Below are 15,476 nucleotides of genomic sequence, written 5' to 3'. Positions count from 1 at the left end.
GTCAATCTGTGTGCAGCTCTAGGGTTGGGGACGCCGGGCAACGGCAGCCTTGGCCTGATAGCTACAGGCCGTTTCGCCGCGCTGATTGATGACATTGACCTGGGTTGTCACTACCCCCAGGTTGTCGTCTTTGGCGTCCAGTTTGACGATTTCCAATTGGGTATGGAGGGTGTCGCCAATTTTGGTGGGGGCGCTGAAGCGCACCCGGTCAATGCCGTAAGCGGCAATAAAATGTTTGGGCAGGGCGTTGGGAATTTGCACACTCAGGCCAATGCCCAGAGAAAACACCAGTGGACCATGGGCAATGCGTTCACCAAACAGGCCCTGGGCGGCAAACTCGGCGTCGGTGTGCAGTGGATTCCAGTCGCCCGTCAGTCCGGCAAACTGATGGATATCCGCTTCTGATACAGTGCGGCCCTGAGAGCGCATGGTCTCGCCCAGTTCACAGTCTTCGAAATACTCTTTGGCTTTACCCGGTTGCATAATCGCGACAGTCATGTCTCTTCCTTATTGTTTTCGTTTTGGAGCTATGTCCATCAATTTGCAGATGATGCCCAGCATGACTTCGTCGGCGCCGCCGCCGATGGAGATCAGGCGGGTGTCGCGGTAGGCGCGCGATACCGGGTTGTCCCACATAAAGCCCATACCGCCCCAGTACTGCAGACAGGTATCGGTCACTTCACGGGACAGGCGACCCGCCTTGAGTTTTGCCATGGAAGCTTTGAGGGAAACGTCCACGCCATTGATGTAACCCTCAACGGCGTCGTAGGTCAGCGCCCGCATTGCTTCGATTTCAGTTTGCAATTCGGCCAGACGGAAGTGCACTACCTGATTGTCGAGAATCGATTGATTAAAGGCCTGACGCTGGCCGGCGTATTCGATGGTGGCATCGACACACAATTCCAGCCCTTTAATGGTACTGGCGGCGCCAAAGATGCGTTCCTCCTGAAACTGGATCATCTGGTACATAAAGCCAGCGCCTTCTTCACCGATCAGGTAGCGCTGGGGTACGCGCACATTATCGAGAAACACCTGGGCGGTATCCGACGAGCGCATGCCCAACTTATTCAGTCGCTCCGAGAAACTGACACCGGGCAGATCGGTGGGCACCACAATCAGGGATTTGTTGGCGTGCTTGTTGCCGTCACTGGTGTTGGCCAGCAGGCACAGATAATCGGCCTGGGTGGAGTTGGTGATCCACATTTTGGTGCCGTTGATGATGTAGTCGTCGCCGTCTTTTTTGGCGGTGGTTTTAATGGCCGCCACATCGGAACCGGCGTGCGGCTCACTCACCGCAATGGACACCACCATATCCCCGGCAATCGCCGGAGCCAGAAAATCACGGCGCAATTCCTCACTGCCAAACTTGGCCAGTGCCGGTGTCGCCATATCCGTCTGCACCCCGATTGCCATCGGCAAGGCTCCACAGTGGATGCCCCCCAATTCCTCGGCAAACACGGTTTCGTAACTGTAATCGAGGCCCATACCACCGTATTCTTCTGGCTTGTGAATCCCCAGCAGCCCCAGATTGCCCATCTTTTTAAACAGTTCTTTTGCGGGAAATATCCCGTCCTTTTCCCACTCATCCACGTGGGGATTGATTTCATTGGCGATAAAGCTTTGTACCGTACGCCGTATTTCTTCGTGTTGTGTGTTGAATAGCATGGTTATGCCTCTGTTGTTTTTGTCACTTGCGAAATAAAGACAGGTTCCCAATAATACGAACCAAGCAAGCGCTTGGTTTTTAGATTAACCAAGCGCTTGCTTGGTCGTCAATGTGCCATAGAATTCAAATCCATTGATTTTATTTACATTACAGGTCATTCACTTTTAGGAGTCCGGCATTGTCTGAAACTGCTACCCCCGAGCGACTGCTGCAGGGCATCACACTCACTGATCCAAATTCCGCCAAAGGAAGACTGCTGCAACAGGCTAGATTGCTGTTTCGCCAGAAGGGCTTTGAGAAAACCACGGTGCGGGATATTGCCGCGGCAACCGGCATTCAGTCGGGCAGTATTTTTCATCACTTTGCCAATAAAGAAGAGATCCTGCGCTGCGTGATGGAGGAAACCATCTGCTTTTCACTGGCGCACCTGCAGGAACAACTGAAACAGGCCAACACCACTGAAGCCGAACTGAGAACCCTGATTGGCTGTGAACTGGATGCCATCCACTCGCGCCATGGCCACGACTTCACGATTCTCGGTTATGAATGGCGCAGCCTGAACCCCGGTAATCAGGCCCGGGTACTCGAATACCGTGGCGTCTATGAAAAACTGTGGTCAAAGTCGCTGCACGATGCCAAGGCCAAAGGCCTCTGCCAGCAGGAGGGTTTTCTGTTGCGCAGTTTTATTCGCGGTGCGCTGATCGACACCATCAACTGGTACAAGGCGGAAGGGGAGTTGAATCTGGAGGCGCTGGCCGATGAAGTCTACCGAGCGTTTTTCCGTTAACCCCTGACAAACACCAGACAGCGATTATTGGCCGGCATAGGATAGTCTTGCAGTAGCCTCAGCCCGGCCTTTGCAGCACAATCACACACCGCTTCAAAATCCCGAATGGCCCGCCAGGGTGCTTGTGCCTTGAGCCACTGATCAAACTGGGCGTTACTGTCACTGGTATAGCGGCCCTCATAGTTGAAAGGGCCATACACAATCAGCACCCCATCTTGCTGCAACACCCGCCCAACACCCTCAAGGCACTGCTGTGGCTGAGGCCACGACATAATGTGCAGGGTATTGGCGGTAAACACAGCATCCACCGCCAGCACCGGCCATTGCGGGCTTGCAACATCCAGCGTTAGCGGGTCGGCCAAATTGGCACTGGGGCAATCGCGCAACCACAGGCGAATCGCGGCATGATTCTCCTCCAGGTCACTGGTTTGCCAGTGTAGCTCGGGAAACTCAGGCGCAAAGTACACCGCGTGCTGGCCCGTACCACTGCCTACTTCCAGCAGCTTGCGTCGACCAGGCAGGTGCCGCTTGAGCACAGCCAGAATCGGCTCGCGATTATTAACACAGGCCTGGGAAAAAGGTCGTTCCATAACCGTCACCCGAAGCCGTTACCGCGTTTTGGCGATGAATTTGGAGAGGAACTCGAACTTCTCCGGGTCGTTATCCACAAACTGGATGGTTACCCGGATGATCTGGGTATCCACCTTGTTTTCTGCCGCCGTCATGCTGCTGAGGTAGCCATTGACACGGGCTACTTCATCACCGGATTCGGTTTCAATATCAACCACGGCCTGATCAAACAGGCTAGGCAAGGGATCGGTGCGCTGCATCAATCCGGACATGGCCTGCAACGACATATCCTTGATCACGCAGGCGCAGGTGGCATTGGAAAAGCGCAGCTGCGCCTTGCCTTGACGTCCTTTTTTGGGTGCCGCTTTGGGTTTTGGCGGTGGCGCGGCACCCGTCAGGGCCGCGGCACTGTCACTGGTCGCAGCGGGCTTTGATTGTGATGCGGCTTGAGGCCTGGATGCACCACCGGTTAGGGCCGAAACGCTGTCGCTTTCCGCAGCGGGCTTCACCTTGGGCGCAGTGGTTATCGAGGGTGCGCCGCCAGTCAGCGCGTCAACCGAGGCCATGGCCACACCCTGGGTTTGCCCGGCCTGTTTCTGACTGCCTGGGGCGGGAGGTAACTTATTGATTTTTTTGAGCTGTTTGAGAACCTTCTTGATCAGCTCATCGGACGAAAAGGGCTTGGTAATAAAGTCGGACACCCCGGCCTGAACCGCTTTCATCACATGGTCCCGGTCACCCCGGCTGGTTACCATAATGAACGGCACGGCACTGAAATCTTCATGGCTGCGAATCCACTCCAGAAATTCACCACCACTCATGCCCGGCATCTCCCAGTCACTGAGGATCACATCCACACGTTGTTTCTTTAACTGGGCAATGGCCCGATTGCCATCAGCGGCATCAAACACCTCGGCGCCGGGAACACGGTCACGCAGCTGTTTCTTTACCATGTCCCTGATAAAGGTGGCGTCGTCCACCACTAAAAAGCGAATTGCCATAAAACGGCCCTTGGATTCGTTGTTGTTATTTTAAGACTAGCCCAGATGGCGGCTATTTATTGCTGCTTTATTGCTCGTCGCGGGTAAACACCCACTCTTTATCCGAGGACATGGCCTGATTGTAACCGTAGCCCGCCAGATCAAACTGCTTTAATTGTTCGGCGTCAGTGATCCGGTTTTTGATCGCATAATGACACATCAGGCCGCGGGCCTTTTTGGCGTAGAAGCTGATGACCTTGTACTGGTCGCCTTTCTGGTCTTTGAACACCGGGGTAATGATCTCGGCATTCAATTGCTTGGCTTTCACCGATTTAAAGTATTCGTTGGATGCCAGATTAACCAATACATCAGTATTCAGTGACTGTAACTGGGCGTTAACGGCATCCGTAATAATGTCACCCCAGAAACTGTAGAGATTATTACCCCGGGCATTGGCAAATTTGGTTCCCATCTCCAGACGGTAGGGGGCCATTAAATCCAGAGGGCGGAGTAGCCCGTAGAGCCCTGAAAGAATGCGCAAATGGTCCTGAGCAAACGCCAGTTCCTCTGCGTCAAAGCTGGCCGCATCCAAACCATTGTAGACATCACCATTAAAGGCCAACATGGCCTGTTTGGCCTCGGGCGACTGCATGGGGCGCTGCCACTGCTGGTAGCGGTCGTAATTGAGCACACCCAGTTTATCGCTGATTTTCATCAGCTTGGAAATGTCCTGAGGGGCCAGTTCACGCAGCTCATCAATCAGCGCCTGAGCATCATCAAGAAAATCCGGTTGCGTGGCCACATCGGTGGTTGCCGGGGTTTCGTAGTCCAGATTCTTGGCTGGGGAAATTACCAATAACATCAATTTACTCTCTTATTTTTCGTTGAGAATCTCTTCCCACCAGTTTAATGGGGTTTGGCCATCCTGAGGGTCATAGACGTTGCCATAGAGCCAGATCACACTGTCTGACGCCACGGTGTTAAGCATCTTCTCAATGTCCTGAAAGCCACAACTGACGTGGATGGAGTAGACCAGCATACGCGGGGTTTCAGTATCCAGCTCACCGCCAAGTTTTTCCAGCTGTGGCGTCAGTTGTTCGGCGATGGGGCCAATGTCGTCACGGGAAATCACCCGGATGGCCAGGTTGCCACTGCGCTTGATCAGATTGAACTCCTGACTGTTGGGGACCAGTTTGATGGTGTCACCACTGGCAATGCCCTTGATAAAAGCCGGCGATTTAACCAGCTGACAACTGTCGTCTTCATTGACCCGCACCGGTAATCGTTCAACCACCGGTTTGCCATCCGGGCCAATGCCGGCAAACAATTCAATAACCTGTAATGCGTTCATCCGTTACTATCTCTAAATCCACAGTCTGTGGCAGAATTTCTGTCACAAAAGCCGTTCATTATAGGTGAAATCGAAAAGGGAAGTGACCATGACTCTCAGATTAACTGCAATTATCCTGTCGCTGACATTGTGGCTCAGCGGCTGCAGTGTCAATCCAGTAACAGGCGAGCAGCAGTTGAGCATTATCTCGCCCGCTCAGGAAGTCAGTATGGGTACCAAGCAGTACGCCCCTTCCCAACAAACCCAGGGCGGTCGCTATACCGTCGACCCGGATTTGACCGTCTACGTCAATCGCATCGGCCAACAGCTGGCAGAGGTCAGTCATCGCCCGGGGCTGCCCTATGAATTTGTGGTACTCAATAACGACGTCCCCAACGCCTGGGCATTGCCCGGGGGCAAAATTGCCATCAACCGTGGCCTGTTGACCGAACTCGAAGACGAGGCCCAGCTGGCCGCCGTACTGGCCCATGAAATTGTTCACGCTGCAGCGCGCCACAGTGCCACCCAGATGACCCAGTCCATGCTGTTAGGGGTTGGCACCCAGCTGGTTCAGATCGCCACTCAATCTAATGAATACGGTCAGCTGGCCGGCCTCGGCGCCCAATTGGGCGCCGGTCTCTATCAGGCTCATTATGGCCGTGATCAGGAACTGGAGGCCGATGCCTACGGTATTGAGTATATGATTCTGGCGGGCTACGACCCCGCCGCCGCGGTTGAATTACAGCAAACCTTTGTGCGCCTGTCTGAGAGCCGCCAAAGCAACTGGCTCGAAGGTCTGTTTGCCAGTCACCCACCGTCACAACAACGGGTGGACGCCAATCGCCAGCACGCGGCAGCCGTCCGCGGTGGCATCCGCAACAAAGCTGCCTTCCAGCGCGCCATGGCACAGGTCAATCGCGATCAGGCCGCCTATGAACTGCACCAGCAGGCGGTAGCCGCAGCGGCTCAGGAAGACTTCTCCAAAGCCCGCAGCCTGACCCAGCAAGCCATCGATAAGCAGCCCAAAGAACCCCTGTTCTGGATCACCAAGGGGCGATTGGCACTGCAAAACCAGACGTTTAAAACCGCCAATACCGCCTTTACCCGGGCCCATCAGCTGCACCCGGAGTACTTTATGCCACTGCTGGGTAAAGGCATTGCAGGCAAACACCTGAAGCGCTACCAACAGGCCGATCAGGATCTGATGGCCAGCCTCCAAATCCTGCCCACCCAATCGGCGGTGTATTATCTCGGCGAGACCAAGCTGGCGCTGGGGCAAAAGCAGGAGGCCATCAAATACTTTCAGGAAGCCGCCAAGGGCGGTGGCAACCTTGGCAAGAACGCCAATGCCCAATTGGAAAAGCTATTGCCCAAGCCAACCGCCCCCCAAAACCAATAGCCGCTGAAAAATTACCGGGCACAAAAAAGCCAGCTTAGCGCTGGCTTTTTAATTGGTTCTGAAGCAACGACGTTAACGGTGGCGACACACATAACTGCCGAGCTCTTCTTTGCGTCGCTCGCATTCACGACGAATGTTTTCACAGGCCTGAGCTTTTCCCGGCGCTGTGGGCTCATGATCCAGACAGTAGCTGCGACGCTCCGCCAGCTCATGATCCGGTATCTGCCTGAGAACCGACTTTGGCTCACAGCCCATCAAGGCCAGAACCACACTGATAACCACTAAATTTCGCACAGGGTACAATCTTCCAAATTCACTCACAGGCTTTGACAGCCTCCTATCGGGGCCGATTGTACGGAAAACGTCTCCTGTTGTGGAATTTATTTACGCCACTGGCGTCATTAATCGTCGTCGTGATCAGCGCGAATGCGCTTTTCCATTTCCTTGACTTCGATATGACGAACATCCATGCCTTTCACCAGAAAAACCACGTGCTCGGCGATATTGCGAGCGTGATCACCGATGCGCTCCAGCGAACGCAGCGCCCAGATGATGTTCATGCAGCGTGAAATAGAGCGGGGATCTTCCATCATATAAGTGGCCAGTTCGCGCATGGCAGACTTGTATTCCTGATCCACTTTCTTGTCTTTACGGGCGACATCCAGTGCCAACTCCACATCGAAGTGGGCAAACGCATCCATGGCCTTGATCACCATCTTGTGGACAATCTTGCCAATGTGACGCAGCTCCACATAACCGAGCGGAGCCTTGCCATTTTCCGCCAGCTGAATCGACATGACGGCCACCTTGTGCGCCTCATCGCCCATGCGCTCAAGATCGCGGGTAATTTTGGTTACCATCATTACCATGCGCAGGTCGGAAGCCGCTGGCTGACGACGAGCCAGAACGCGGATGCATTTCTCATCCATGTCCATTTCCATGCGGTCGACGTCTTCCTCGTGAGTAATCACCTTCTCGGCCAGTTGGCTGTCCGCATTGATGATAGCCGCAACCGCGTCTACGGTCTGCTGCTCAACCAAGCCACCCATTTCCAACAGATCGGTTTTCAACTCTTCCAGATCAGCGTTGAACTGCTTGGAGATGTGTTGATTCAGGTTCAATTTATCCATAATGAATCTCGCGCCTTGTATTCTATTAACCCAAGTCTATCTATTAACCAAAGCGACCGGTAATGTAGGCTTCGGTCAATTCGTGTTCAGGATTGGTGAAGACAGTTTCAGTATCGTTCACCTCGATCAGTTTGCCCAGATGGAAATAGGCGGTGCGGCTGGATACACGAGCCGCCTGCTGCATAGAGTGAGTCACGATGGCGATGGTGAAGTTTTCCTTCAATTCCGCAATCAATTCTTCGATCTTGGCCGTCGCAATCGGGTCCAGCGCCGAACAGGGCTCATCCATCAGAATCACTTCGGGGCTCACCGCAATGGTGCGGGCAATACACAGACGCTGCTGCTGACCACCGGACAAACCGGTACCGGGGGCGTGCAAGCGATCTTTGACTTCGTTCCAGAGACCCGCCTTCTGCAGGCTGGTTTCCACCACTTCGTCCAGCTCGGCGCGACTGCGGGTCAAACCGTGGATTTTCGGGCCGTAGGCCACGTTTTCATAGATGGACTTGGGAAACGGGTTGGGCTTCTGGAACACCATGCCAACGCGGGCGCGCAGTGGCACCACATCCAATTTTGGATCGTAGATATCCTGATCTTCCAGCTTTAATGAGCCGGTCACCTTGCAGATATCAATGGTGTCGTTCATGCGGTTGAGGCAGCGCAGGAAAGTGGATTTACCACAACCTGACGGGCCAATCATGGCGACTACTTCGTTTTCACCAATGTCCATACTGACATCAAAAATCGCCTGCTTGTCACCATAGAAGACGTCGACATTGCGCATGGACATCTTGGGGTTGTCGGCAAAGCAGCTGCCTACGGTTTCCTGGTTTTCAAAATCAATCGTCGTCACCACGACCTCACTTATACAATACTCAAATTCTTAACAGTCACTTGTTCAGGCAAGTGCTTACCAGCGACGCTCAAGGCGGCGGCGCATCCACACCGCAACAGCGTTCATCGTAATCAAAAAGCCCAGCAACACCATAATCGCAGCAGAGGTGCGCTCAACAAAGGCGCGCTCCGGGCTGTCCGACCACAGGAAAATCTGCACCGGCAGTGCAGTAGCCGGATCGTTGATGGCACCGGGAATATCCACAATAAAGGCCACCATGCCGATCATCAGCAGCGGCGCGGTTTCACCCAGTGCCTGAGCCATACCGATAATGGCACCGGTCATCATCCCTGGCATCGCCAGTGGCAATGTGTGGTGCAAAATGACCTGCATCTTCGAGGCACCCAAACCCATGGCCGCCTCTTTGATCGATGGCGGTACCGATTTAATCGCCGCACGGCTGGAGATAATAATGGTCGGCAGGGTCATCAACGTCAGCACCATACCACCCACCAGCGGGATGGAGCGCTGCATTTCAAATAAATTAATAAAGATCGCCAGACCCAACAGGCCGAAGATAATGGAGGGTACCGCAGCCAGGTTGTTGATGTTCACTTCGATAAAATCGGTAAAGCGATTTTTCGGAGCGTACTCTTCCAGATAAATAGCCGCTGCTACACCGATCGGGAAAGACAAGATAAAGGTCACGAACAAGGTCAACAGCGACCCCATCAGAGCGCCGCGAATACCGGCGATTTCCGGCTCACGGGAATCACCGTTTTCAAAGAATACGCGATTAAAACGCTTCTCGATGGCACCTTCAGCCAACAGGGTTTCTACCCACAGCAATTGCTTGTCTGACATGCGTTCGGTAAAGGCTTGCGCAGGATCATCACCACGACTCTTGATGTAGGTATCGATGTCATCATCGGCAAGAACCCAAATATCAAAATTTTGTCCCAGCAACTCGGGCTTGGCTTCCAGCTCTTTGCGCAAATCAAAACCTGCGCCGTTACTCACCAGAGCATACAGCTTGCGCTTATCGCGACGGCCGGACACATCCGGGAAGCGGTCTCGCAAGGCCTGCTTGATCACGCCTTGATAATTGGCCGCCGCCACCTCGGTTTCATTATTGATGTCCGAGATTTCCAGCACCCCGGCATCCATGGTGACGTTCAGTTTGACGTAAGTCTGCAGAAAAGCCGTGTGCCCCTTACCAATGATGTCGGTAAACAGAAACAACAGGCAGGCCAGACCAAAGCCAATGGCACTGATACCGTAGAGGCGAAAACGTTTTTCCGCACGCTTGCGTTTGGCCAGATTTTTATTGACCAGTTCGATGGTTTTCTTACTCATACTGCTCTCGATATTTCTTAACAACGTGCAGGGCGATAACGTTCAGCAACAGGGTCACAACAAACAGCATCAGACCCAGGGCAAAGGCGGACAGCGTCTTGGGACTGTCGAATTCCTGATCACCCACCAGCAGGGTAACAATCTGAACCGTGACGGTGGTCACCGATTCCAGTGGGTTCGCTGTGAGATTGGCTGCAAGACCCGCTGCCATCACCACAATCATGGTTTCACCGATGGCTCGGGAAGCCGCCAGCAACACACCGGACACAATACCGGGGAGTGCTGCCGGGATAATCACATTCTTAACCGTTTCGGATTTGGTCGCGCCCAGCCCCAGAGAACCATCGCGCATCGCCTGAGGAACAGCCGCAATCACATCATCAGACAGGGAGGATACAAACGGGATAATCATAATGCCCATCACCAGACCGGCCGCCAGCGCACTCTCGGAGGACACCACCATTTGCAGACCCATAAAGTCCACCACCCAACCGCCGGAATCGCGAATAAACGGCGCTACTGTCAGCGCCGCAAAAAAGCCGTAAACCACCGTGGGGATACCGGCGAGGATTTCCAGCAGAGGCTTGACGATCTGACGCACTTTGGTGGACGCGTACTCGGACAGATAAATGGCGGCCATCAAACCACTGGGAACCGCTACCAAAAGAGCAATAAAGGAAATCAACAGGGTACCGGCAAACAGCGGTACCGCACCGAAGGCCCCGGAGCCACCCACCTGATCCGCGCGCAGGGCCATTTGCGGGCTCCACTCCAGACCAAACACAAAATCAAAGAAGGGCACTTTTTCAAAAAAGCGCAGCGATTCGAACAGCACGGAAAACACAATCGCCACGGTGGTAAAGATCGCCAGAGAGGCCGACACCAGCAGCAAATTTTTGAAGGTGGTCTCCACCTGATTGCGCGCTTTCTTTTCTGGATAGATGTGCCAGATGGCGGCACAGGCAAAGGCAACGCACAAGGAAATGGTAATGGCTGTTACGCCAAACTGACTGGTGGCCTCAACGTCTTGCAATCTGGCCGCCGCTTCCAGCAGATAGGGCGCAGGATCAACACCGATATTGGCACCTTCGGCAATATTGCGCACCGTATTCATCATCAATCCCAGCTCGGATTCCGGCAGGCTTTTTACCGCGTCGGGAAACCCTGAAATAATGAGATTTTCAATGATGCTGTTTTCAAACAACTTCCAACCCAGCAGCAACAACAGGCTGGGAATACCACACCACAGTGCAGCCAACGCACCATGGTAAAACGGCAGCGAATTCAGATTGCTGAAACCGCCTTTGGATTTATCGGCCAACGACATGGCCCGCTTGCGGCCTGATACGTAAGCCACTGCAATCACAATCAGCAGTGTCATAAATAATGTTGATGTATCCATAAACTCCAATCCATCAAATGGCGAATCCATAGCGCCTGAATATTTTGCTTCACCCGAGCAAAACAAAGCCCCGAAAGTGGGGCGATTATACAGAAACCCTAAAAGCAGACAGGTGCTTCACATGCCTGTTTTTAAAATTCCGACTTTAAAGCTCTGTTTAGCCTTCTCTACCCATGCCCCCTCAGAAAAAGGCCCGCATAAATCAAATTATCTATGCGGGCTATCCATGCTCGTCATTAACAGAGCCGGACTAAGGAGAGAAGAACAACTCTACTGATTACAGTTGCAGATTGTTCAAAGAAGTCGCATCGGTTCTTACGCGAGTACGCTCTTCGTCAGACAGAGGAATCATGCCTTTCTCTGTCAGGTAACCTTCTTCACCAAACGCTTTCTCACTGGTGAACTCTTTCAGGTATTCCGCCATACCAGGAATGGTGCCAACGTGTGCTTTCTTCACGTAGAAGTACAGCGGACGAGAAACCGGGTAGCTGCCGTCAGCAATGGTTTCGAAAGTAGGATCTTGACCGTCTACTTTGGAACCCTGAATCTGATCAGCGTTTTGGTCCAGGAAGCTGAAACCGAAGATGCCCAGCGCGTTAGGGTTGGCATTCAGCTTCTGAACGATCAGGTTATCGTTCTCACCGGCTTCGATGTAAGGACCATCTTCACGAACGGTGTGACAGATTCCCTTGTACTTGTTTTTCAGCTCTTTGGCGGCTTTTTTGTTGCCCAGCTTTTTCTCGGCTTTGGATTCTTTCTTGATGTTGGCAATCCAGCCAAATTTCTTACAGCCACCTTCCATCGCCAGCTCGGCGAAAGCGTCGCGGGTACCGGAAGTTGGTGGTGGGCCCAGAACCTCAATTTTGGTTGCTGGCAGAGCCGGGTTAACGTCGCTCCACAGCTTGTGAGGGTTGTTGATCAGAGTCTCGGAACCATCCGGGTTAGGAATGCGCTTGGCCAGAGCCAGGAACAGATCCTTACGGGTAATTTCCATTTGCGCAGACTTTTTGGAATTGCCGATAACAATACCGTCGTAGCCGATCAGAACTTCAGTGATGTCTTTTACGCCGTTGTCAGCACACAGCTGAACTTCGGAAGACTTGATGCGACGAGAAGCGTTGGTGATGTCAGGGTGGGTTACGCCAACACCTTGGCAGAACAACTTCAAACCGCCACCGGAACCGGTGGATTCAATTTTAGGGGTCTTGAAGTTGGTGCTCTTACCGAAACGCTCTGCCACAACAGTAGCGAATGGGTAAACAGTGGATGAACCAACAACACTGATGTAGTCACGGGCCGCAGAAGCAACCTGGGTATTCAAAATAGCAGTAGCCGCCAGGGTGGCAGTCATAATTGTTTTTTTCACAGTATCCTCCAATAAGATAGAGACCAATAAATGATCGCCAGCCATGCTAGGTTTCAATGGTGACAAATGTATTACTCAATTGTTACAGCAATGTTACAGCGTTGATTTTTGCGCAATTGTTAGGCGGAAAAGCCCTTATAACCCTCTTTTATAGAAACAGCTTCAGGTATACTGCTGCTCTTTTAGCCCGCCACAGAGCCGGGCGCGTCATTGCTGGCACAACAATAATAATTTGGGGGATGGGATGTCCGGGCAGATCAGGCCGACGATCCACTTTTTGGAAAATTGCTCAGAGTTCACCGGGCGGGCGGTATCCTGGCTGACATTGCTTATGGTGATTGTCACTCTGGCCGTGGTGGTGTTGCGCTATGGTTTGTCCATCGGCTCGGTTGCCCTGCAGGAATCCATTACCTATATGCATGCCGCCGTCTTTCTGCTGGGCGCGGCCTATACCCTCAAGCGCGATGGCCACGTGCGAGTGGACATCTTCTACCGCAAGTTTTCCCCGACCCGACAGGCCTGGGTCAACGCCATTGGCGGCATCGTATTTTTACTGCCTTTGTGCGCCTTTATGGTATTTATCAGTTGGGATTTTGCTGCCTCTTCCTGGCGCATCCGGGAGGCCTCGGGTAACGCTGATGGCATTCCCGCCGTCTTCCTGTTGAAGTCCATGATCCCTCTGATGGCCATCACCCTGGCGCTTCAGGGGCTGGCGGAAACCCTCAAGAGCCTGCTGATTTTAATCGATGGCTCTGAACAGGAGGCCAGCGATGATTGAGGCGCTGCCATTCCTGATGTTTTTGCTGGTCTGCCTGTGCCTGATGCTGGGCTATCCGGTCGCCTTTACTCTGGCCGGTACCGCCTTGCTTTGTGCTGGTCTCGGCATTATCAGCGGTCATTTTGATCCCGCTCTGCTACTGGCCTTCCCCGACCGGGTATTTGGCACCATCAACAATTACACGCTGGTGGCTGTGCCGCTGTTTGTGCTGATGGGGGTTATGCTGGAGCGGTCGCATCTGGCGGAACAGCTGCTCGACAATATGGCCAAGGCCTGCGGTCGCATGCCCGCGGGTATGGGGATTTCCGTGGTCATAGTCGGTATGTTGCTGGCAGCCTGCACCGGTATTGTCGGCGCTACTGTGGTCACCATGGGGCTGATGTCACTGCCGACCATGCTCAAGCGCGGCTACAGCCCTGAGCTGGCGACCGGTACCATTTGCGCAACCGGTACTCTGGGGCAGATCATTCCACCCTCTATTGCGCTGGTATTGCTGGGTGACATCCTCTCCAATGCCTACCAGCAGGCGCAACTGCAGATGGGTATTTTCAACCCGCAACCGGTATCAGTCGGCGACCTGTTTATGGGAGCCCTGATCCCCGGATTGATGCTGGTTGGGCTCTATATTGGCTACCTGCTGGTTACCGCCTTGCGCAACCCACAGGCCGCTCCGCCAACACCCGCCGAAGACGATGACCTGTCCACCATCGAATTGATCGCCAGTCTGGCCCCCCCGATTTTGTTGATCATTCTGGTGCTGGGCTCGATTATTTCCGGTGCCGCCACGCCCACAGAGGCCGCCGGTGTCGGCGCCATTGGTGCCACATTGCTGGCGCTGTCGAAAAAACAATTGAGCTGGCAGAAAATGGGCGAGGTGGTACGCGCCACCACTGAGACCACCGCCATGGTGTTTACCATCCTGATCGGTGCCTCACTGTTCTCGCTGGTATTCAGGGGTTTTGGTGGTGAAGAGATGATCACCGAGTTCTTTGCTCAGCTGCCCGGCGGGGTGTTTACCGCCACCCTGCTGGTTATGATCGTAATCTTCCTGCTGGGCTTTATTCTGGACTTTATTGAAATTACTTTTGTGGTGGTGCCCATTGTGGGACCGGTTCTGCTGGCCATGGGACTCGACCCCGTCTGGCTGGGCATTATGATCGCCCTGAACCTGCAGACCTCGTTCCTGACACCCCCCTTTGGCTTTGCCCTGTTTTATCTGCGTGGCGTGGCGCCGGAATCGGTGCCCACCGCGGCCATTTACCGTGGCGTGGTGCCCTTTATCGGCCTGCAGGTGCTGATGATGATCATGCTCGCCATCTGGCCTGCCATGGCCACCTGGCTGCCCGGCCTGAGCCATTAACAGCCTGAGCCAGAAACCAAGAACACCCAAATAATAATGCAACTATCTCAAGAGAAACGAACGTGATTGATTCAATTGATGAAATGGACAATGACCCAACCCCGGAGGGCGAGCTGACACTGCAGGAAGTCGCCCTGCCCAGTAACACCAACGCCAATGGCGACATTTACGGCGGCTGGCTGATGTCAAAAATGGATCTGGCCGGCTCCCTCAAGGCTACAGAACTGGCTCAGGGACGGGTTACCACCGTCGCCGCTGGCAGCATGGCGTTTTTGCGCCCGGTACCCGTGGGTTCGATGGTGAGCTGTTACACCAGTGTCACCGAGGTAGGCCGCTCCTCGATTCGCGTACTGGTGGATGTCTGGCTGACCAACCCGATCAATGGCGAACGCTATAAAGCCACCGAAGGGGCGTTTGTGTATGTGGCGATTGATGACAATGGGCGCACGCGGCAGATTACGCTTTAAGTGGTGCGGCAGGTTTTGAGCTTATTTCTTTATTTGAGTAACCTTCTAGC

Annotated in this window: 17 protein-coding genes; 5 read left to right on the top strand and 12 right to left on the bottom strand. The window is 53.7% G+C overall.

The annotated features are described in order from the left end of the window. Positions 1-18: 18 nt before the first annotated feature. On the bottom strand, positions 19-498 hold the full coding sequence (locus tag ACPXV9_RS15015; RefSeq protein ID WP_423898729.1) for a MaoC/PaaZ C-terminal domain-containing protein: 480 nt from the start codon (positions 496-498) through the stop codon (positions 19-21). A gap of 9 nt (positions 499-507) precedes the next feature. After that, positions 508-1,665, bottom strand: coding sequence for an acyl-CoA dehydrogenase family protein (locus tag ACPXV9_RS15010; protein ID WP_423898726.1), 1,158 nt, complete (start codon positions 1,663-1,665; stop codon positions 508-510). Positions 1,666-1,844: 179 nt separating this feature from the next. Between ACPXV9_RS15010 and ACPXV9_RS15005 the strand changes: the two genes are divergently transcribed. Next, positions 1,845-2,453, top strand: coding sequence for a TetR/AcrR family transcriptional regulator (locus ACPXV9_RS15005; protein WP_423898724.1), 609 nt, complete (start codon positions 1,845-1,847; stop codon positions 2,451-2,453). On the opposite strand, the gene ACPXV9_RS15000 is transcribed toward ACPXV9_RS15005, so the two are convergent. The 4 genes from ACPXV9_RS15000 to ACPXV9_RS14985 all read right to left on the bottom strand — a co-directional run bounded on the left by ACPXV9_RS15000 (position 2,450) and on the right by ACPXV9_RS14985 (position 5,354). Beyond that, positions 2,450-3,043: a DUF938 domain-containing protein gene (locus tag ACPXV9_RS15000; RefSeq protein WP_423898722.1), complete on the bottom strand. Its 594-nt coding sequence runs from the start codon at positions 3,041-3,043 to the stop codon at positions 2,450-2,452. The two genes, ACPXV9_RS15005 and ACPXV9_RS15000, sit on opposite strands and share 4 nt — an antisense overlap. A gap of 18 nt (positions 3,044-3,061) precedes the next feature. Then, on the bottom strand, positions 3,062-4,024 hold the full coding sequence (locus ACPXV9_RS14995; protein ID WP_423898719.1) for a response regulator: 963 nt from the start codon (positions 4,022-4,024) through the stop codon (positions 3,062-3,064). Positions 4,025-4,091: 67 nt separating this feature from the next. Further along, positions 4,092-4,865 (bottom strand): peroxide stress protein YaaA, encoded by a 774-nt coding sequence (gene yaaA, locus ACPXV9_RS14990; RefSeq protein WP_423898717.1) that lies wholly within the window; start codon positions 4,863-4,865, stop codon positions 4,092-4,094. 12 nt (positions 4,866-4,877) lie between these two features. Then, the gene (locus ACPXV9_RS14985) at positions 4,878-5,354 is read right to left on the bottom strand and encodes a DUF4265 domain-containing protein (protein ID WP_423898716.1); all 477 of its coding nucleotides are present in this window, start codon (positions 5,352-5,354) and stop codon (positions 4,878-4,880) included. A gap of 88 nt (positions 5,355-5,442) precedes the next feature. On the opposite strand from ACPXV9_RS14985, the gene ACPXV9_RS14980 reads away from it, so the two are divergent. Next, a complete protein-coding gene (locus ACPXV9_RS14980; protein ID WP_423898714.1) occupies positions 5,443-6,732 on the top strand; it encodes a M48 family metalloprotease in 1,290 nt (429 codons plus the stop codon). A 72-nt stretch (positions 6,733-6,804) separates the two neighbouring features. On the opposite strand, the gene ACPXV9_RS14975 is transcribed toward ACPXV9_RS14980, so the two are convergent. The 6 genes from ACPXV9_RS14975 to ACPXV9_RS14950 all read right to left on the bottom strand — a co-directional run bounded on the left by ACPXV9_RS14975 (position 6,805) and on the right by ACPXV9_RS14950 (position 12,806). Further along, positions 6,805-7,026, bottom strand: a complete 222-nt coding sequence (locus ACPXV9_RS14975) for a hypothetical protein (protein ID WP_423898712.1) — start codon at positions 7,024-7,026, stop codon at positions 6,805-6,807. Between the two features lie 107 nt (positions 7,027-7,133). Further along, entirely contained in the window at positions 7,134-7,865 is a 732-nt protein-coding gene (phoU, locus tag ACPXV9_RS14970) for a phosphate signaling complex protein PhoU (protein WP_423898800.1), read from the bottom strand. A gap of 40 nt (positions 7,866-7,905) precedes the next feature. Further along, positions 7,906-8,652, bottom strand: coding sequence for a phosphate ABC transporter ATP-binding protein PstB (pstB, locus tag ACPXV9_RS14965; protein WP_423898798.1), 747 nt, complete (start codon positions 8,650-8,652; stop codon positions 7,906-7,908). A 120-nt stretch (positions 8,653-8,772) separates the two neighbouring features. Further along, entirely contained in the window at positions 8,773-10,053 is a 1,281-nt protein-coding gene (gene pstA / locus ACPXV9_RS14960) for a phosphate ABC transporter permease PstA (RefSeq protein ID WP_423898710.1), read from the bottom strand. Continuing rightward, entirely contained in the window at positions 10,046-11,455 is a 1,410-nt protein-coding gene (gene pstC / locus ACPXV9_RS14955; protein WP_423898709.1) for a phosphate ABC transporter permease subunit PstC, read from the bottom strand. Before pstC ends, pstA begins: the two co-directional genes overlap by 8 nt. A 277-nt stretch (positions 11,456-11,732) precedes the next feature. Next, positions 11,733-12,806, bottom strand: a complete 1,074-nt coding sequence (locus ACPXV9_RS14950) for a PstS family phosphate ABC transporter substrate-binding protein (protein WP_423898795.1) — start codon at positions 12,804-12,806, stop codon at positions 11,733-11,735. 346 nt (positions 12,807-13,152) lie between these two features. On the opposite strand from ACPXV9_RS14950, the gene ACPXV9_RS14945 reads away from it, so the two are divergent. From ACPXV9_RS14945 to ACPXV9_RS14935, 3 genes are all read left to right on the top strand, one after another. Further along, positions 13,153-13,599 carry a TRAP transporter small permease subunit gene (locus ACPXV9_RS14945; protein WP_423898707.1) on the top strand — a complete coding sequence of 149 codons (447 nt, stop codon included), beginning with the start codon at positions 13,153-13,155 and terminating at the stop codon, positions 13,597-13,599. Then, positions 13,592-14,959, top strand: a complete 1,368-nt coding sequence (locus tag ACPXV9_RS14940) for a TRAP transporter large permease (RefSeq protein WP_423898705.1) — start codon at positions 13,592-13,594, stop codon at positions 14,957-14,959. Before ACPXV9_RS14945 ends, ACPXV9_RS14940 begins: the two co-directional genes overlap by 8 nt. A 74-nt stretch (positions 14,960-15,033) precedes the next feature. Continuing rightward, positions 15,034-15,426, top strand: coding sequence for an acyl-CoA thioesterase (locus ACPXV9_RS14935; protein ID WP_423898793.1), 393 nt, complete (start codon positions 15,034-15,036; stop codon positions 15,424-15,426). The last annotated feature ends 50 nt before the right edge of the window (positions 15,427-15,476 follow it).

Source organism: Candidatus Pelagadaptatus aseana, assembly GCF_040362265.1.
In the GTDB taxonomy this organism is placed as follows: Bacteria; Pseudomonadota; Gammaproteobacteria; order Pseudomonadales; family Cellvibrionaceae; genus Pelagadaptatus; species Pelagadaptatus aseana.
The sequence above is the reverse complement of the archived record's forward strand: the minus strand, read 5'-3'. Positions and strand labels throughout refer to the sequence as shown.